We start from the raw sequence: 15,917 nt of genomic DNA on the forward strand, positions 1-15,917 counted from the left end.
ATCCGCGCCGGCGCTCTAGCTTCGACGTCGAAGCGCGGATCACGTCGATTCGAGCCGAGCCGGAGGCCACCCATGACCGAGAACGCCCTTGACCTGTTCGTCCATCGCACCCGCGCCAGCTGGGGACCGCTCAGCAGCGACCTTGTCGCCAGCTGTCGCGATCACCTGGAACAGCTGGCGAAGGCGGACGCCGCCGAGCCCTGGCTCGCGGCGCTGCACGAGGAGGCGCCCGCGTCCAGGGAGCTCTACCGGGACGCGAGGCACGGCTTCGTGCTGCAGGCCCACACCGAGCAGGCCGGGCTCTACCGCCCGCCGCATGACCACGGTCGCAGCTGGGTGATCTACGCCGTGCAGCGCGGAGAGGTCGCGATGTCGACCTACGCTCGCGTGGAGACCGGGGCCGGCGTCCAGCTGGTCAAGCGTGACGAGACGCTGCTGCGCGCCGGGCAGGCGCAGCTGTTCTTGCCGGGAGACATCCACGACACGCGCTGCGTCGCCGGCCCGGCGCTGCTGTTCCGTTTCACCGAGCGCGATCTCCGACAGGAAGATCAGGTCGCGCGGCGCGTGACCCGCTATGTCGAGCGCAACGGCGTCTGGACGGTGGGAACATGATGGCGCTGCGCACCTCGATCGCGGGCGCGCCCCTGCCGAGCGGGGCGCGCGATCAGGCGGCTTCCTGTGCGCAGGGCCCGGCGCGGGCGGAGGCGATCGCGTGCGTGCTCGCGGCCATGGTGCTTGTGGTGCTCTCCGCGGGCATCGCCAACGTGGCGCTGCCTGCGCTGGCGCACGCGCTCCAGGTGACGCCCGCCGCGTCGGTGCGCGTCGTCAGCGCCTACCAGCTCGGGCTGGTGATGGCTCTGTTGCCGTGCGCCGCGCTGGGCGAGAGCCTGGGTTATCGCGCCGTGTTCACGGCGGGCGTCGGGCTGTTCACGGGCGCGTCGGCGCTGTGCGCGCTGGCGCCGTCGCTCCACTGGCTTGTCGCTGCGCGCTTCTTGCAGGGGCTCGGGGGCGCCGCCGTGATGGCGCTCGGGGTGGCGCTGCTGCGCTTCGTGGTTCCGCAGGCGCAGCTGGCAGCCGCCATCGGCTGGAACGCGCTCGCCGTGGCGCTTTCCTCGGCCGCGGCGCCCACGGTCGGCGCCGTGCTGCTCTCGAGCGCGAGCTGGCCCTGGCTGTTCGCCGTCAATCTTCCGCTCGGCGTGGCGGTGCTGCTCGCCTCGCGCGGCCTCCCCGAGGTCCCCGGCACGGCGCGGGCGCTGGACGCGACGAGCATGGCGCTGAGCGCGGGGGCCTTCGGCGCGCTGATCACAGGTGCGGAGCTGCTGCCGGCGGCGCCGGCGCTCGGGGCCGGCTTGCTCGCCGCGGCCGTCCTGAGCGCGACGCTGCTGCTCCGCCGCGAGCTGCCGAAGGAGGCGCCCCTGGTGCCGCTCGACCTGCTGCGCAGCCGTTCGTTTCGCGTCTCCGTGATCGCCTCGGTCGCGTGCTTCGCGGGGCAGGCCTCGGCGCTCGTCGCGCTGCCCTTCTATCTGCGGCACGGCTTTGGCCAGGATGCTTTGGCCACCGGGCTGCTGATCACGCCCTGGCCGCTGAGCGTGGCCCTCCTGGCGCCCGTCGCGGGCCGCCTCGCCGACCGCATCTCGACGGCCTGGCTGTGCGCGGCGGGCGCGGGGTGTCTCGCGCTGGGGCTCGCCGCGCTCGCGCTGTCGCCGGCGCACGGCGGCGCGCTGTCGCTGGTGCCGTTCGTGGCGCTGTGCGGCGCGGGCTTTGGCCTGTTCCAGGTGCCGAACAACCGCAACATGTTCCTCGCGGCGCCGCGCGCGCGGAGCGCCGCCGCGGGCGGCATGCAGGGCACCGCGCGGCTGGCCGGCCAGACGGCGGGCGCCGTCGTCATGACCTTGCTCTTCACGCTCATGCCAGTGGATGCCGCGCCGCGCATCGGCCTCGGTATCGGCGCCGCGCTGACGCTGAGCGCCGGGATCGTCAGCGCGCTGCGCGCTGGCTCGCACCGCGAGCCATGACGGTGGGCGGATGGGCAGCTGAAAGCCGTGGTGTCCCGACCGTGACGGGTGCGGGCTGTCAGCGCCGGGGGCGCTTGAATCGCTCGCGCGAGCGCTCGACGTCTCCTCGGATGACGCAGCCCTCGACGTGATCGTTCACAAGCCCCATCGCCTGCATGAACGCGTACACCGTCGTGGGGCCGACGAACTTCCAGCCGAGCTTCTTCAGATCCTTCGAGAGGGCGACCGACTCCGGTGAGGTCGATACGGTCTGCGGGCGCGCGAGCCGCTCCGCCTCGGGCTCGTAGCGCCAGACGAACGCCGCCAGCGAGCCCTCGCGCGCGACGAGCTCTCTGGCGCATCGAGCGTTGTGGATGACCGCCTCGATCTTGCCGCGGTGGCGGATGATCCGCTCGTCTCCGAGGAGCCGCTCGACGTCTCGCCCCGTGAAGCGGGCGATCTCGTCGACGTCGAAGCCGTGGAACACCGCGCGGAAGCTCTCACGCTTGGCGAGGACGGTGCGCCAGCTCAACCCGGACTGGAAGCCCTCGAGGCTCAGCTTCTCGAACAGCCGGCGGTCGTCGCTGACAGGAAACCCCCACTCGCGATCGTGGTAGTCGATGAACTCCGGCGCCGCGCCGGACCAGCGGCAACGCGCTCGGCCGTCGGGCCCCACGATCGTCGCGGTGCTCATGGCGCGTCGCCTCGCAGGAACCCGAGCCGCTCGTCGACTCGAGACGGCGCGATTTCGAGGATCTCGGCGCTGACGACGCCCGCGGTGACGAACGGATCGCCGTTCACCCTGTCGCGAAGCTCCTCCATCGTGGTCCGATGCGCGAGGATGCCGCCGCCGCCGTGGGGCTTCAGGCTCCCGACCAGCACGAACACGCCTTCGTCGAAGCCACGCCGGATCCAGGCGTTGTGTTGCTCCATGTACAGGCTGGCCTGACCCTTGTTGTCGGAGAACTTGAGAAGGACAAGAAACACGGCGCATGCTCCTGGTGTTACGGCTCACGTCTGCCGCGGGGACGGCCACGTGTCGTATTGCGTTGCGTCGCCTGGCTCCCCCGCTCTGACCGAGCGTCGGGGCCAGGCGGGGCGGCGCTGGTCGTCAGCGACAGCAACCACGCGTGCATCTGCTCCACTTCCTGCGCGATGAAGGCCTCGTCGTGGAAGGCGCTCGCCAGCGTGGCCACCCCCTGGCTCCGGGCCAGGAGGTGCATCGCGAGCTCATCGGCGTCGTCCGCCCGGCCGAGCAGGGCGAACTGCCGGCTCAGCCACGTCCGGAAGAGCGTGAACAGCCGGTTGGCTCCCGGCCGGGAAGGGTGGTCCAGCTTTGCGAGCTCGGCGCACAGGGTGCCGACGGGGCAACCGTATCGCTTGATGCTGGCGCGGTTCGCGATCAAGATCCCGATGAAGCTACGTATGCGGTCCGCGGGGCTGCTCCCCTCGGCCTCCCACCGATCGAGCATCTGCTGCGTATTGGCGAGGCGCTCGTCGATCACCGCATCCAGGATCTCGTCCTTCGTCTTGAAGTGGTAATAGAAGTTGCCGCGTGAAATACCGACGGCCTCCGCGATATCGGCGAAGGATGTGTGCTCGTAGCCCCGTCGATAGAAGAGGCCATCGGCCGCTTGAACGATCTGAGCGCGCGTCGTCGGGTTGCTCACAGCGTCGCCTCGCCGGACGGCCGCTGTCGCAGCCGCGGAGAGTCGAACTTGTAGGACGATTGTCCTAGGCTGTCAAGCGTCGCCGCGCCCGCCCTGCCACGACCCGGGGCATCAGCGGGCACGGTCGCGGACCGGCGGCGTCTGCAGCACCCTCCCGCCGTCGCGCCGGTCGGCACGCTGGAGCGGCGCGAGGGCCCGCTGTTATCCGCGAGCGGTGGCCTTGGTCGTGTACTCCGCGAACATCTCACCCAACGCCCTCGCCATCGCGCGCATGCGCGGCACCTGGCGCAGCTCTCGATGCATCACGACGTAGAACGGAAGCGACGGACCCGGGGCGTCGAGCGCCACGGGCTCCAGGCCCGGAACATCGACGCCGGCCGCGTGCACGACGATGCCCATGCCTGCCCGCGCTGCCTCGAGCCGCGTCTCCACGGCGTTTGAACGAAGCGGGAAGCTCTGCGCGCCGCGCTCCACGAGCCAGCGGAAGGGGCCGAGTCCCTGGGTGATCCGCTCATCGACGATGAAGCGCTGGCCCGTGTAGTCGTCTCTCGTGACCAGGCGTCCGGGCAGATGCGCTGCCAGGTAAGCGGCGCTCGCGTACAGAGCCGGCTTCACTTCGCCGACGCGCTTCTCGATGAGCACGTTCGAGGCCGAACGACCCCCGCGGAGCCCGATGTCGGCCTCGCGCTCCGCCAGGTCGACGAGCCGCGACTCGACCGACACCTCGACGATGGTCGTCCGGTCCTGCTCCCAGCATCGCCGCGCCGCCTGGGCTGCCACGGCGCCAAACCCCTCCGGCACGGAGAGGCGCACGGTGCCGGCTCGTTCACGATCGTGCGCCCCGAGCGCCTGCTCGAACCCGGCGGCGATCTTTACGAGCGCGAGGGCCTCGCGTTCGAGCCGCACCCCGTGGCTCGTCCGGTGGACGACGGAGCGCCCGAGCGCGCGCTCGAGCGTCGAGACGCGGCGCATGACCGTGGAGGCCGACATGCCGAGGCGCTGTCCGGCCGCGAGGAAGCTCCCGCGGCGGTGGACCTCGAGCAGCACACGACAATCGTCCCAGTCCATGGGGCGACCCTGCCATCTCGGCGGATCTTCGTCCATGCAAAACCGTTTTGTATCTGCGCAAAACATTCATGGTGCGGCGCAGGTTATGCTGTCTTTATGAAAATAGCAGTGCTCGGTACAGGAGCCATCGGCAGTACATTCGCTTACCAGCTGGCGAAGGCCGGCCACGAGGTCACGGCCGTCGCGCGCGGCGCGCGGCTGGAGCGCCTGCGGGAAGACCGCGCCATCGTCCTGACCGACGGCGCGCGCGCCCCTGTGGCCGTCGCCGGCACGCTCGACCCGAGCGTCCCGTACGATCTCGTGCTCGTGACGGTGCTGGCGCCTCAGGTCGACAGCGTCCTGCCCGCGCTGCGACAGAGCGCCGCGCGACACATCATGTTCATGTTCAACACCTTCGAGCCGCTGGATCGACTGCGGGACGCGGTGGGCGCCGAGCGCTTCTCGTTCGGCTTCCCCGGCGGCGTGCTGGCGCATCTCATCGACGGCGAGCTGCGGAGGCGCATCCTGCCCGGCACCACCGTGGGCGATGCGGCCTGGGCGAAGGTGTTCGGCGCTGCGGGGATCCCGACCGTGACAAGCGCCGATATGCACGGATGGTTGCGCTCGCACGCCGCCATGGTGATCCCCCTCATGTCGATCGGCGTCGTCGTGGCGCACCGGAACGCCGGCATCACCTGGCCTGAGGCGCGCCGCTACGCCGCCGCGCTCGCCCAGGGGTTTCACATCGTGCGCGGCCTGGGCCACGCCGTCGAGCCCGCCGTGGTGGCGCTGCTCAGCCGTCTGCCGCGCCCGCTCACGACCGGCTTGTTGTGGCTCATGAGCCGCACCCAGGAGCTCCGGAAGCTCGGCGCGCTCGGCGCCGCCGAGCCCCGGATGCTCATCGACATGGTGGCGACCGCGGCGCCGAGTCAGGCCGCCGAGCTGCTGGCGATCCGCCCGTAGAGGTATCAATCTGTTCTTTTTTGCGGCTTTGCGACTTTGCGGCTTTGCGTTGAAATCTCGCCCCAGATCGCTGGCCGGACTTCTGGCGGGCGGAACTAGTCGCGATCGGCCGGCGCGCCGCCCGGGAAGTAGTGGCGGTAGGGGCGGCCGCCGTCCACGGCACGATCGACGGACGGGCGCTCGCGCAGGCGGCGGTAATAGGCGCGCAGGTTCGGGCGATCGTCGAAGGGGTGGACCCAGTCGGCGTAGAACAGCGACGGGGCGGCGGCGCAGTCGGCGAGGGTGAAGGCCTCGCCTGTCGCCCAGGTGCGGCCGGCGAGCTCTCCGTCGAGCCAGGCGTAGACCTTGTCCAGGGCCGCGCGGGCCAGAACCTCCCCGTGCTCATCGCGCGGGTTGGACTGCATCGCGCGAATGCGGTTGTTCACGATCACCTGCATCATGTTCATGACGTAGTTGTCGAAGATGCGGTCGAACATCCGCACCTGGAGCGCGGCGTCCGGATCGGGCGGGATCAGGCGGGCAGGACCCGGATGGGCCTGGTCGAGCCACTCGACAACGATGCTCGCCTCCCACAGGGCGAGGTCACCGACCCGGAGCACGGGGAACTTGCCGAGCGGCCAGAGCGCGGCCAGCTCGGCGCCGGCCTGCGGGTTGGAAGGCTCCAGCAGGCGCAGCTCGAAAGGGACGTCCTTTTCGTAGAAGGCGATGAAGGCCTTCTGGGAGTAGGACGAGAAGGGGTGGGCGTAGAGGATCGGTGTCGTCATGGTGGCCTTGCTGCTTCGCGTGTCTGCGAGCGGTTCGTGTCTGCAAGTGGTTCGTGTCTGCAAGCATCCGGCGAGACCGTCGCGCGCTCCATCGGAGCGCCCGAAATTCTCGCAAAATCAGCCTCATCGATGTCCTAGCCGGGCCTCCGCGCGCCCCTCGCCAGCTCCTCGCCGAGCGCGTCCAGCATCTGGAGCCAGCTCGGGTGCGCGCCGGTCCGGCGAGCGAGCGCCTCGCTCACGTTCTGCTCGAGCCTCACGAGCGTCCGCCCGCTTCGCTCGGTGAAGGTGATCGACACGAGCGTCTCCTCGGGCCATTCCCGATCGTGCCCCTGGCTCTCGGAGGAGACGGGATCCCCGTTCGCGTCGGCGATCCGCAGGGTGAACGCGAGCCGCTCCGGCCGCACGACCTCGCGGTAGACACCGACGGTCCAGCAATCGCCGAACTGCGGGTTGTGGATGCACGAGTGGAAGCCCCCTCCCGGCCGGACGTCGATCCGCGCGAAGCGGAGGGTGCACCCCCGCGGCGCGAACCAGCGCGCCAGCAGGTCGGGGTTCGTCCACGCATCGAACACCACGTCGCGCGGAAAGTCGAACGTGCGCTCGATGAGGACCGTGGGCTCATGAGGGGTTTGAGAGAATTGCATCGTGACGTGATCACCCTTTCTTCGGCGGATGCAGCTCGTGCAGGAGGTCGTCCAGGCGGCCGAACGCCTCGTCCCAGTGCTGCCGGTACTGCTCGACCCAGCTCGCCACCTCCCGCATCGGCGCGGGGTTGAGCTGGCAAACGTGCTGCCGCCCGTCGCGCCGCTTCTCGATGAGACCCGCTCGTTCCAGGGTCGCCAGGTGCTTGGAGATGGCCTGTTGCGAGATCTGAAACGGCTGCGCCAGCTCGTGCACCGACGCAGGCCCCGCCTTGAGCCGCACGAGGATCGCGCGCCGGGTGGCGTCGCTCAGGGCGGCCAGGGTCGTGCTCAGCGAATCCACAACCATATGGTTGTGGATTGGCTCCCTGAAGTCAAGCGAAGGACGAAGTGCAATCAGATGGTTGCACTTCGTCAGGCGGCTCGGTATTGTGCATCCAGGAGGTTGCACATGGCATCGACGGACAGGATCGAGAAGCGGGTCACGCTGCGCGCGCCCGTGTCACGCGTGTGGCGGGCGATCGCCGACGCCCGGGAGTTCGGGCGCTGGTTCGGGGTCGAGCTCGAGGGTGAGTTCGTCGCGGGCAAGACGCTCACCGGCATCTTCGACGAGGAGCTCAACGAGGCCGCCATCATGGACTACCAGAAGAGCCGCGGTCTCCGGCCTTCGAAGGTGAAGCTCCCGGAGGAGAACGCGGTGTTCTGCACGGTGGAGCGCGTCGAGCCGGAGCGGTACTTCAGCTTTCGCTGGATCCCGTATGGCATCGACGCCGAGGCCGACCCGGAGAACGAGCCGACGACGCTCGTCGAGTTCCGCCTCGAGGGGGTCGCTGAAGGCACCCTGCTCACCATCGTGGAGTCCGGCTTCGACCGTGTGCCGGCGCATCGGCGCGAGCGCGCGTTCCGCATGAACGAGGGGGGATGGGCCGCTCAGGCCGAGAACATCGCGAAGTATGTCGAAAGCGTGTGAACCGGCGGTCGCGGACGTCTTCTTCGCCCTCGGCGACGGGACGCGGCTGTCGGTGGTGACCCGGCTCGGGGCCGGAGGGGCGCTGTCGGCGACAGCGCTCTCCGACGGAGCGAAGGTGACGCGACAGGCGATCGTGAAGCACCTCCGGGTGCTCGAGGGCGCGGGCCTCGTGACGCACGAGCGGCGCGGGCGCGAGGTCCTCTACGCGCTCGAGCCGCGGCGGATCGAGGAAGCCCGCGTGTTCCTCGACGGCATCTCCGCAGGCTGGGATCGCGCGCTCGATCGGCTGCGCCGGATGGTCGAGGAGCCTCCGCCGTCGACGCGTGAACGGGAAAAGCGCTAGGAGAACGGCTTGCCGCGCACGCATTCGGGCGAGGCAGTCGAGCGCCGCCCAGGATCGCGACGCGGACGCCGGCTGTGGCCCCCGAGCCGACCTCGACACCGGAGCGCTTCGCGCGATACTCAGAGGCATGACCATCGTCGCCCTGACGGTTCCCGACGACCTCTGCGCAGCGCTGCAGGTGCCGGCCGAACGGCTGGCGTCCGAGATCGCCTTCGCCGCCGCGATCCGCCTTTACGAGGAAGGCCGGGTGTCGCTGGCCAAGGCCGCCGAAATCGCATGCGTGGAGCGGTTTCGCTTCGCCGCCCGGCTCGCGGAGATCGGCATCCCGACCGCGGCGTTCGACCCGGCCGATGTGGATGTTGCCAAGACGGCGGCGAGATGACGCTTCCGGTCGCGGTGATCAGCGATACGGGGCCGCTGAGCTACCTTCACCGCCTCGGGCGCCTCGAGCTTCTGCAACATCTCTATCGGCGCTTGCTCGTCCCACCTGCCGTCGTCGCAGAGCTCAACGTAGGGCTTCGCCTGGGCAGGGATCTGCCCGACGTGACCACCCTGGACTGGATCGAGCTGCGATCGCCCCCTGCTCATGCGCTCCAGGGGATCGACGGGCTTGGCGCCGGGGAAACCGAGGGGATAGCGCTCTCGCGGTCGCTCCCTGGATCGCTGGTCCTTCTGGACGACGGATACGCGCGAACTGTCGCGACATCCCTGGGCTTGCACATCACCGGAACGGCTGGCGTCCTTGTGGTCGCGAAGGAGCGCGGGCTTCTCGACCTGGTCCGTCCTGAGCTGGAACGCCTGCAGACATTCGGGTTTCGCCTGGCCACACCCGTCTGGCGTGCGGTGCTGGAGAGAGCAGGGGAGGCGGACTGACGGCGGCGCCGGACAGGCGAGCTCCAGCCCACGATGCCGCGCACCCGCCGAGGTGCTGGGCCAGCGTTGACCATCTTGCGAACGGTTCGTATAGTCCCCCGCGTGCGCCATGTGATCCAGCCGCCCGCGCTCGACGAGGCCGGCCTCGAGCGGGCACTGGAGCGGCTGCGGCGCACGGTGCGGCAGCGCGGCCTGAAGGGGTCGTCGGTCCGCGACGCCATCGCGCGCGCGGCGCTCCTCAGGCGAGGGCACTTCTCGGTCGACGACCTGCTGAAGGAGCTCCGCGAGGGCGGCATCATCGACGCTCATCCCGCCACCGTCTACCGCGTCCTACCCCTTCTGGTGGAGGCGGGGCTCCTCCAGATGACGCTCGTGTCGAAGGGCGACGGCGCGCGGTACGAGCGGGCGTTCGAGCGTGAACATCACGACCACCTGATCTGCACACGCTGCGGCAAGGTCGTGGAGTTCGAGTTCGAGGCGATCGAGGTTCTTCAGCGCGATGTCGCGGAGAGATTCGGCTTCCGCTTGACGGGCCACGTCCACGAGCTGCTCGGGGTCTGCAAGGACTGCAGCGCTTCCGGCGTCGAGGGCTGACGCGCGAGAGGCGCCCTGCCGGCGCCGCAGCGCGACCGGATCACCGGCGTGCCCGACCGCGAGGCAGGCGGCGTACACGAGCAGCGACCCGGACACCGCCGCCAGGTAGCCAGGCCACGCGATCCAGCCGGCGCTCAGGGCGACGAACGCGCCGACGAAGCCGAACATCGCCGCGCAGCCGGCCGCGGCGACCCACCGACCAAGGCGCCCCATGGCCGCGCACGCGAGCCCCCGGACCCGCACGCCGAACGTCCCCCAGGGCCCGTCCAGCGGAAGGGCCGTCGAGGACGCGCGCGCGAGCGCCCGGGCCCTCACGCGACACCTCGCCTCATGACGTTCAGCACCTCGGTCGTCTTCCTCGCGTGGAGCTCCGCGGTGGCCTCTCCGAGCACCGCCCACAGCGCCTCCAGGCTTGAATCGTCGAGCCGGACGGAGATGGGGCCGAGATGAATCGAGATACTCCCGCAGTCCAGGCACCGCTGGACGTGCGCGACGCCGTTGTGCGCGAGGGTTTCGTGACGACAGTCCTTCGGGTTTGACAAGTCGACCTCCCGAGCGAGACGGTAACGCGAATGATTCTCATTTTCAATATCATCGCGCTGGGTGGCAGCTGCGCGCTGGGGGGGCGACGGACGGACGGATGGCCTCGTGACCGGAGATCCGGCCGTGGCAGATGGTCTTCGCTGCTTCTTGCCGAATTTTCAGGCTGAATCCGCGCGCCGGGAGGGCGGCGCGTCGGCGGCGCTGCGCGCCGAGGCGACGAACTCCTCCACGAAGGGCGACGCCGGTCGGGCGGAGAGCTCCTCCCAGGTGCCTGCCTGCGTCACGCGCCCTGCCTCGAGGACGGCGATGCGATCTCCGAGGAGCCGCGCGTCCGTGGCGTCGTGCGTGACGACGACGGTGGGGATGGCGAGCGTCCGCAGGTAGTCCGAGAGGAACGCCCGGACCGCGCGGCGCGAGTGGACGTCGAGCGCGGCGAGCGGCTCGTCGAGGAGCAGCGCCCGCGGGCTCACCGAGAGCGCGCGGGCGAGCGCCACGCGCTGCTTCTCGCCGCCGGAGAGCGCCTGCGTCCGCCGGTGCGCGTGCGCGGCGATGCCGAGGTCGGCGAGCATGGCGTCGACGACCTCGGCGCCGGCCGCGCGCCCCCGCCGCGCGGGATCGCTCCGCACCGCGAACGCGACGTTCTCGCGGACGCTGAGGTGCGGAAACAGCGCGTAGTCCTGGGGCACATAGCCGATCCCGCGCTGCTCGACCGGCACGTCGATCCCGGCCGCCGTGTCGAGGAGCACCGCCTCGCCGACCTCCACGCGCCCTCGCTCCACGGGGAAGACGCCCAGGAGGAGCGAGAGCAGGGTCGTCTTGCCGGCGCCGTTCGGCCCCACCAGGACGAGCGACCCGCCGCCGGTGTCGAGCTCGGCCTCGATGCGCAGGCGCCCGACGCGCGCGGTCACGCGGGCGCGGAGGCGCTCCGCCGCCATCACGGCGCCGCCTCGGGGCGCTCGGCCTCGGTGGAGCGCCGCAGCACGGCCCGCACGAACAGGAGCAGCGTGAACGCCACGACGACGAGGACCATCGACAGCGCCTGCGCGGCGCGCAGCTCCGACTCGAGCGCCGTGTAGATGGCGAGCGGCAGCGTCTGCGTCCGCCCCTCCAGGTTGCCGGCGAACATGAGCGTGGCGCCGAACTCGCCGAGGGAGCGGGCCCAGCTCATCGCGGCCCCCGCGGCGAGCCCAGGGGCCGAGAGCGGCAGCGCCACGCGGAAGAACACCCGGAGCGGCGACGCGCCGAAGGTCCGCGCCACCACGAGCAGCCGCGCGTCGACCCTCCGGAACGCGCTGGTCGCCGCCTGCACGAAGAACGGCGCCGAGACGAACACCTCGGCGACGACGACCGCCGTCGTCGTGAACGAGACCGACCACCCCGCGGGGTAGAGCCACCCGGCGAGGAGCCCGCGGCGGCCGAACGCGAGCAGCAGCGCGACGCCCGCGACAGCGGGCGGGACGACGATGGGCAGCTGCACCACCGCCTCGACCGCGCGCGAGAGCCGCCCGCGCGAGCGCGCCAGCGCCCAGGCGAGCGGCGTCCCGAGGACGACCACGACGGCGAGGCTCGCGCAGGTCGTCAGGAGGCTCAGGCGCAGCGCGGGCCACACGAGGGGGTGGCGGAGCCCCTGCGCGACGTCCCCCGCCGTGGCCGTCGCGAACAAGGCCAGGATCGGGACGGCAAGGAAGGCCACGAGGACCGCGCCGACCGCGGCCAGGGCGACCCGCTCCGCGCGGAGGCGCCCGCTCACCGAGGCGCGCCCCCGCCGGAAGGCACCAGGAACCCGGCGCGCCACAGCGCCGTCCGGCCGGCCTCCGACGTCACGAGGTCGACCCACGCGCGCGCGAGCCCGGGGTGCGCGGCGCCGGACACGACGGCGATCGGGTACTCGGCGAGGACGTTGACCTCGGGCGGGATCGCCACGACGACCACGCCGTCCTGCGCCGCCTGCGCGTCCGTCCTGTAGACCACGCCCGCCTGCGCTTCCCCGAGGCGCACCTTGGCGAGCACCTGCCGCGCGTTGGGCTCGCGCGAGGCGACCTTGGACTCCACGCGCGCGCGGAAATCCCCGCCCAGGGAGGCCGACGCGCGATCGAGGATCTGCAGCGTGTAGCGGCCGATCGGGACCTCGGGGGTGCCGACGACGATGCGGGTCGCGGCGGGGAGGTCGGCGAGCCCCCGGACTGTCGCGGCGCTCTCGCTCGCGACGACGAGGACGAGCTCGTTGCGCGCGAAGACGACGGGGCCGGCGGCGCGCTGAGATTTCACGAGCTCGTCCATGTGGCGCTGATCCGCCGAGGCGAACACGTCGACCGCGGCGCCGTGCTCGAGCTGCGTGCGGAGCTCCTGCGTGCCGGCGAAGTTGAACGTCACCTCGACGCCCGGATAGGAGCGCTTGAAATCCTCTCCCAGCGCGGTGAACACGTCCCGGAGGGAGGCTGCGGCGAAGACGACGAGGCTGTCCTCTCGCTGGGCGGACGCCGGCTCCGAGCGCTTGCAGCCGCCGAGGACGGCGAGGCACGCCGCGAGGATCAGGAGGGGGAGGGCGCGCACCAGCTGTCGTCGGGGGCAATTCATCCGGGAGGCTCCTCTGTTCCGTCGTTCCCTGGCTCGGTCCGCGCCGTCATGCCGCTCGCACCTCGGCGACCCGCTCGCCCGCCTGGCGAGCGTCGTAGGCGAGCGCCGAGAGCTCACGGCGGAACTCCCCTGAGACGAGGACGTCGAGCAGGCGCTGCACCCTGCCGTCGGCGAGCCCCTCGCGCGGGACAGCGAGGTCGTAGCGCTCCTCGGCCAGAGGCACGAAGCCGAGCCCGAACGCCATCGCCGCGTCGCGCGTCGCGACGCCGGTGTCCGCCGCGCCCATCGCCACGGCGCGCGCGACGTCGAGGTGGCCGGCGACCCGCAGGTGCGGCTTGCGCGCGAGCTCGAGCGGCAGCCCGTGGCCGCGGACCTCGCGCTCGAGGAGCCGCTGGGCGCCGGCGCCCGCCTCGCGGCCGGCGACGCGCAGGCCGGGGAGATCGAGGTCGGCCGCGCCGCGGATGCGGCCGGCGTCCTCGCGGCGGACGAGGAAGCCCGCCTCCCAGCGCGCCAGCGTGATGAGGACGATCGGCTCGGCGTGCCCGAGCCGGCGGACGTCGGCGACGTTCGCCTCGCCGGTGCGCGCGTCGACGAGGTGGACGCCCGCGACGTGGGTCCGCTGCCGGGCCAGCGCCTGGAGGGCCGCGGTGCTCGAGCGGGGGAACCAGAGGAACCGCCCCGGCCCCGGCCTCGTGTTGAGCCGGTCGGCGAGCAGCCCGAGGCCGGCCGCGCAGCCCATCACGACGACGTTCTCCTCGACCTCGGCGAGCGCCCGGAGCGGCTCGACGACGGCCCTCCCGCGCCGCTCGCCGGTCACGATGCCGTCCGCGGCCATCCGCACCGCGTCCTGCTCGAGGGGGTAGGAGACCCAGCGATCCGCGATGCGCGCGACCGCGGCGCGGCCCAGCGCCGCCGGAGCGTCGGTCTCGGTCGCGAGGTCCGCCACCGCGCTCGGCTCCCCGAAGAGGACCTCGACCGAGCAGTCGAGGGCGCTCGCGAGGCGCAGCGCGACGTCGACCGCCGGGGTCGCGCGGCCCGCCTCGATGGCGCCAACGCTCTGCCTCGTGAGGCGGGCGCGCTCGGCGAGAGCAACCTGGGTCAGCCCGCGCGCCTCGCGCCGCTCGCGAACCCGGTTCGCCGCTCGGTCCGTCATGACGCAACCTCTTTACACCGAGGAACGATTGCTTGTCATCGGTTGGCGGCCTTGAAATGCCCCTCGCCCCCTCGACAGGTCGAGTCGCCCCGCTCGTCGCGCGTCGTCCTGCCACGCTCCCGCTCGCCGCCGGAGCGCGCCTCGCCGTGCGGCGCGGCGCCGGGGCGCCTTGCTCTTCGCGCAACGCGGCCTAGCCTTCGCCGAGTGGCTCAGCCCCACGGATCCGCCGACGCCCGTCGAGAGGACGGAACTTCGGTCATTCCGACGCGGACGCGCTTCGAGGCCACGGCGAGGATGGGTTACGCCATCCTCACCCTGCTCCTGGCGCTCGGCATGGCGTTCTCGGTGCGGCGCTTCTCGTCCGTCGCCGAGGCTCAGATCGATCGGCTACGCGCCAAAGAGCACGAGATCACGCTCGCGGAGCGGCTCCGGTGGAGCAGCGAGCTCATCGTGTCTCACGGCAGGGGCTACCTCATCTCCGGCGATCGCGAGCTCCTCGAGCAGGCGAAGAGCGCCAGGGCGCGCCTCGACGAGAACGTCAGCGCGCTTCGCGACCGGGCGCTCAGCCCGACCGGTCTTCAGCGAGTGGCCGAGGTCGAACAGGCGGCCAGGCAGTTCGTCCGGGTGCAGGACGAGCTGCTCGCCGCACGGCAGCGGACCGACGACGCGAGCGAGCTCGTGCGCCGGTTCGATGAGGAGCTGAGGCCGCGTCACCGTGATCTCGAGGGCTCCCTCGCCCGCCTCGCCGACCACAAGCAAGCCATCCTCAAGCAGCTCTACGATGACGCGAAGACGGAGCGAGTCCGGCTGGAGCTGTGGCTCGATGGCCTGCTGGGCTTGCTGGTGCTGGCCGGCCTGGGGATCGCCTGGTACTTCACGAAGCTCCTCGGCGGCCCGTACCACAAGGCGCGGGAGGCGCGCGACGCCGCGCGCCTGGCGCTGGCGGCCCGCGACGAGCTCATGGGCATCGTGGCCCACGATCTGCGCAACCCGCTCGGCGCCATCGCGCTGAAGGCGGCGTGGCTGCGGCGGGGCGCCGACTCCGAGCGAACACGGCAGCAAGCGGAGTCGATCGAGCACGTCTCGCTGCGGATGGAGCGCCTCATCAGGACGATGCTCGACGTGACGACGATGCAAGCCTCCAGGTTCTCGGTGACGCCGAAGCCGTGCGCGGTGGAGGATCTCCTGCACGAGACCATGGAGATGTTCGGGCCGCTCTCCGAGTCGAAGCAGGTCCGGTTCGAGCAATCGCTGAAGGAGCCCGGGCTCGTGATCCGCGCGGAGTGGGAGCGCGTGCTCCAGGTGCTGTCGAACCTCCTCGGCAACGCGCTGAAATTCACGCCCAAGAGCGGCCAGGTGACCCTCTCGGTGGACCGGGACGGGGCGATGGCCCGCTTCGCCGTCCTCGACTCGGGGCCGGGGATCCCCCCCCAGAACCTCACGAGCATCTTCGAGCGGTTCTGGAAGGACGAGACGCCCGGGAAGAAGGGCACCGGCCTCGGGCTCTACATCGCCAAGGGGATCGTCGACGCGCACGGCGGCCGCATCTGGGTGGAGAGCGAGGTCGGGCAGGGCGCCCGGTTCTACTTCACGCTCCCGATCGCCGAGGCGGCGGGGCACGAGGCGTCCGCGGCGGCAGAGGCGCCCGCGGCGGCCGAGGCGCCAGCGGCGGCAGAGGCGCCCGCGGCGGCAGAGGCGCCCGCGCCCTCGGCGGGAGGCGAGGGCCGCCCGCGCGGGTGAGGCGTCGAGCAACCAACGCGGCGCGCGGCGCGCGGCGGCGCCCGT

At 71.5% G+C, this 15,917-nt stretch carries 21 protein-coding genes; 9 read left to right on the forward strand and 12 right to left on the reverse strand.

All coding sequences use genetic code 11. From position 1 onward, the window contains the following. Positions 1-72: 72 nt before the first annotated feature. The gene (locus tag WMF44_RS06290) at positions 73-612 is read left to right on the forward strand and encodes a hypothetical protein (protein WP_437298206.1); all 540 of its coding nucleotides are present in this window, start codon (positions 73-75) and stop codon (positions 610-612) included. Next, entirely contained in the window at positions 609-2,015 is a 1,407-nt protein-coding gene (locus WMF44_RS06295; protein ID WP_437298207.1) for an MFS transporter, read from the forward strand. The genes WMF44_RS06290 and WMF44_RS06295 overlap by 4 nt, the downstream gene beginning before the upstream one ends. Before the next feature lie 58 nt (positions 2,016-2,073). On the opposite strand, the gene WMF44_RS06300 is transcribed toward WMF44_RS06295, so the two are convergent. The 4 genes from WMF44_RS06300 to WMF44_RS06315 all read right to left on the reverse strand — a co-directional run bounded on the left by WMF44_RS06300 (position 2,074) and on the right by WMF44_RS06315 (position 4,732). Next, the gene (locus WMF44_RS06300) at positions 2,074-2,688 is read right to left on the reverse strand and encodes a DNA-3-methyladenine glycosylase I (protein ID WP_437298208.1); all 615 of its coding nucleotides are present in this window, start codon (positions 2,686-2,688) and stop codon (positions 2,074-2,076) included. After that, positions 2,685-2,981, reverse strand: a complete 297-nt coding sequence (locus WMF44_RS06305) for a YciI family protein (RefSeq protein ID WP_437298209.1) — start codon at positions 2,979-2,981, stop codon at positions 2,685-2,687. The genes WMF44_RS06300 and WMF44_RS06305 overlap by 4 nt, the downstream gene beginning before the upstream one ends. Before the next feature lie 17 nt (positions 2,982-2,998). Continuing rightward, positions 2,999-3,664 (reverse strand): TetR/AcrR family transcriptional regulator, encoded by a 666-nt coding sequence (locus tag WMF44_RS06310; protein WP_437298210.1) that lies wholly within the window; start codon positions 3,662-3,664, stop codon positions 2,999-3,001. Positions 3,665-3,865: 201 nt separating this feature from the next. Further along, positions 3,866-4,732: a LysR family transcriptional regulator gene (locus WMF44_RS06315; RefSeq protein WP_437298211.1), complete on the reverse strand. Its 867-nt coding sequence runs from the start codon at positions 4,730-4,732 to the stop codon at positions 3,866-3,868. Between the two features lie 96 nt (positions 4,733-4,828). On the opposite strand from WMF44_RS06315, the gene WMF44_RS06320 reads away from it, so the two are divergent. Next, entirely contained in the window at positions 4,829-5,674 is an 846-nt protein-coding gene (locus tag WMF44_RS06320) for a ketopantoate reductase family protein (RefSeq protein ID WP_437298212.1), read from the forward strand. A gap of 95 nt (positions 5,675-5,769) precedes the next feature. Here the strand turns inward: WMF44_RS06320 and WMF44_RS06325 are convergent, their stop codons facing one another. The 3 genes from WMF44_RS06325 to WMF44_RS06335 form a co-directional block, all read right to left on the reverse strand. Then, on the reverse strand, positions 5,770-6,438 hold the full coding sequence (locus tag WMF44_RS06325; RefSeq protein ID WP_437298213.1) for a glutathione S-transferase family protein: 669 nt from the start codon (positions 6,436-6,438) through the stop codon (positions 5,770-5,772). A gap of 134 nt (positions 6,439-6,572) precedes the next feature. Beyond that, the gene (locus WMF44_RS06330; protein ID WP_437298214.1) at positions 6,573-7,082 is read right to left on the reverse strand and encodes an SRPBCC family protein; all 510 of its coding nucleotides are present in this window, start codon (positions 7,080-7,082) and stop codon (positions 6,573-6,575) included. Between the two features lie 10 nt (positions 7,083-7,092). After that, on the reverse strand, positions 7,093-7,422 hold the full coding sequence (locus tag WMF44_RS06335) for an ArsR/SmtB family transcription factor (protein WP_437298215.1): 330 nt from the start codon (positions 7,420-7,422) through the stop codon (positions 7,093-7,095). Positions 7,423-7,530: 108 nt separating this feature from the next. Here WMF44_RS06335 and WMF44_RS06340 point away from each other — a divergent pair, with 108 nt between their 5' ends. The 5 genes from WMF44_RS06340 to WMF44_RS06360 all read left to right on the forward strand — a co-directional run bounded on the left by WMF44_RS06340 (position 7,531) and on the right by WMF44_RS06360 (position 9,859). Continuing rightward, positions 7,531-8,049, forward strand: coding sequence for an SRPBCC family protein (locus WMF44_RS06340; protein WP_437298216.1), 519 nt, complete (start codon positions 7,531-7,533; stop codon positions 8,047-8,049). Continuing rightward, on the forward strand, positions 8,033-8,392 hold the full coding sequence (locus WMF44_RS06345; protein ID WP_437298217.1) for an ArsR/SmtB family transcription factor: 360 nt from the start codon (positions 8,033-8,035) through the stop codon (positions 8,390-8,392). Before WMF44_RS06340 ends, WMF44_RS06345 begins: the two co-directional genes overlap by 17 nt. 127 nt (positions 8,393-8,519) lie before the next feature. Continuing rightward, the gene (locus tag WMF44_RS06350; RefSeq protein ID WP_437298218.1) at positions 8,520-8,774 is read left to right on the forward strand and encodes a UPF0175 family protein; all 255 of its coding nucleotides are present in this window, start codon (positions 8,520-8,522) and stop codon (positions 8,772-8,774) included. Continuing rightward, positions 8,771-9,265 carry a DUF3368 domain-containing protein gene (locus tag WMF44_RS06355; RefSeq protein WP_437298219.1) on the forward strand — a complete coding sequence of 165 codons (495 nt, stop codon included), beginning with the start codon at positions 8,771-8,773 and terminating at the stop codon, positions 9,263-9,265. Before WMF44_RS06350 ends, WMF44_RS06355 begins: the two co-directional genes overlap by 4 nt. A gap of 102 nt (positions 9,266-9,367) precedes the next feature. Then, the gene (locus WMF44_RS06360) at positions 9,368-9,859 is read left to right on the forward strand and encodes a Fur family transcriptional regulator (protein WP_437298220.1); all 492 of its coding nucleotides are present in this window, start codon (positions 9,368-9,370) and stop codon (positions 9,857-9,859) included. Positions 9,860-10,170: 311 nt separating this feature from the next. Here the strand turns inward: WMF44_RS06360 and WMF44_RS06365 are convergent, their stop codons facing one another. The 5 genes from WMF44_RS06365 to WMF44_RS06385 all read right to left on the reverse strand — a co-directional run bounded on the left by WMF44_RS06365 (position 10,171) and on the right by WMF44_RS06385 (position 14,132). Next, a complete protein-coding gene (locus WMF44_RS06365) occupies positions 10,171-10,401 on the reverse strand; it encodes a hypothetical protein (protein WP_437298221.1) in 231 nt (76 codons plus the stop codon). Between the two features lie 159 nt (positions 10,402-10,560). Continuing rightward, a complete protein-coding gene (locus WMF44_RS06370) occupies positions 10,561-11,337 on the reverse strand; it encodes an ABC transporter ATP-binding protein (protein ID WP_437298222.1) in 777 nt (258 codons plus the stop codon). Further along, positions 11,337-12,152, reverse strand: coding sequence for an ABC transporter permease (locus WMF44_RS06375; protein WP_437298223.1), 816 nt, complete (start codon positions 12,150-12,152; stop codon positions 11,337-11,339). The genes WMF44_RS06370 and WMF44_RS06375 overlap by 1 nt, the downstream gene beginning before the upstream one ends. After that, positions 12,149-12,979 (reverse strand): molybdate ABC transporter substrate-binding protein, encoded by an 831-nt coding sequence (modA, locus tag WMF44_RS06380; protein ID WP_437298224.1) that lies wholly within the window; start codon positions 12,977-12,979, stop codon positions 12,149-12,151. Before modA ends, WMF44_RS06375 begins: the two co-directional genes overlap by 4 nt. Positions 12,980-13,025: 46 nt before the next feature. Next, complete coding sequence (locus WMF44_RS06385) at positions 13,026-14,132, reverse strand: substrate-binding domain-containing protein (RefSeq protein ID WP_437298225.1); 1,107 nt, start codon at positions 14,130-14,132, stop codon at positions 13,026-13,028. Positions 14,133-14,426: 294 nt separating this feature from the next. On the opposite strand from WMF44_RS06385, the gene WMF44_RS06390 reads away from it, so the two are divergent. After that, complete coding sequence (locus WMF44_RS06390) at positions 14,427-15,872, forward strand: ATP-binding protein (protein ID WP_437298226.1); 1,446 nt, start codon at positions 14,427-14,429, stop codon at positions 15,870-15,872. The last annotated feature ends 45 nt before the right edge of the window (positions 15,873-15,917 follow it).

The sequence above is a fragment of the Sorangium sp. So ce426 genome (assembly GCF_051475585.1).
Lineage (GTDB): Bacteria > Myxococcota_A > Polyangia > Polyangiales > Polyangiaceae > Sorangium > Sorangium cellulosum_B.

Coding starts and splice junctions, on each gene's coding strand:
- WMF44_RS06290 (WP_437298206.1), top strand. CDS start 73: ATGACCGAGAACGCCCTTGACCTGTTCGTCCATCGCACCCGCGCCAGC.
- WMF44_RS06295 (WP_437298207.1), top strand. CDS start 609: ATGATGGCGCTGCGCACCTCGATCGCGGGCGCGCCCCTGCCGAGCGGG.
- WMF44_RS06300 (WP_437298208.1), bottom strand. CDS start 2,688: ATGAGCACCGCGACGATCGTGGGGCCCGACGGCCGAGCGCGTTGCCGC.
- WMF44_RS06315 (WP_437298211.1), bottom strand. CDS start 4,732: ATGGACTGGGACGATTGTCGTGTGCTGCTCGAGGTCCACCGCCGCGGG.
- WMF44_RS06320 (WP_437298212.1), top strand. CDS start 4,829: ATGAAAATAGCAGTGCTCGGTACAGGAGCCATCGGCAGTACATTCGCT.
- WMF44_RS06325 (WP_437298213.1), bottom strand. CDS start 6,438: ATGACGACACCGATCCTCTACGCCCACCCCTTCTCGTCCTACTCCCAG.
- WMF44_RS06330 (WP_437298214.1), bottom strand. CDS start 7,082: ATGCAATTCTCTCAAACCCCTCATGAGCCCACGGTCCTCATCGAGCGC.
- WMF44_RS06340 (WP_437298216.1), top strand. CDS start 7,531: ATGGCATCGACGGACAGGATCGAGAAGCGGGTCACGCTGCGCGCGCCC.
- WMF44_RS06345 (WP_437298217.1), top strand. CDS start 8,033: ATGTCGAAAGCGTGTGAACCGGCGGTCGCGGACGTCTTCTTCGCCCTC.
- WMF44_RS06350 (WP_437298218.1), top strand. CDS start 8,520: ATGACCATCGTCGCCCTGACGGTTCCCGACGACCTCTGCGCAGCGCTG.
- WMF44_RS06355 (WP_437298219.1), top strand. CDS start 8,771: ATGACGCTTCCGGTCGCGGTGATCAGCGATACGGGGCCGCTGAGCTAC.
- WMF44_RS06370 (WP_437298222.1), bottom strand. CDS start 11,337: ATGGCGGCGGAGCGCCTCCGCGCCCGCGTGACCGCGCGCGTCGGGCGC.
- modA (WP_437298224.1), bottom strand. CDS start 12,979: ATGAATTGCCCCCGACGACAGCTGGTGCGCGCCCTCCCCCTCCTGATC.
- WMF44_RS06385 (WP_437298225.1), bottom strand. CDS start 14,132: ATGACGGACCGAGCGGCGAACCGGGTTCGCGAGCGGCGCGAGGCGCGC.
- WMF44_RS06390 (WP_437298226.1), top strand. CDS start 14,427: ATGGGTTACGCCATCCTCACCCTGCTCCTGGCGCTCGGCATGGCGTTC.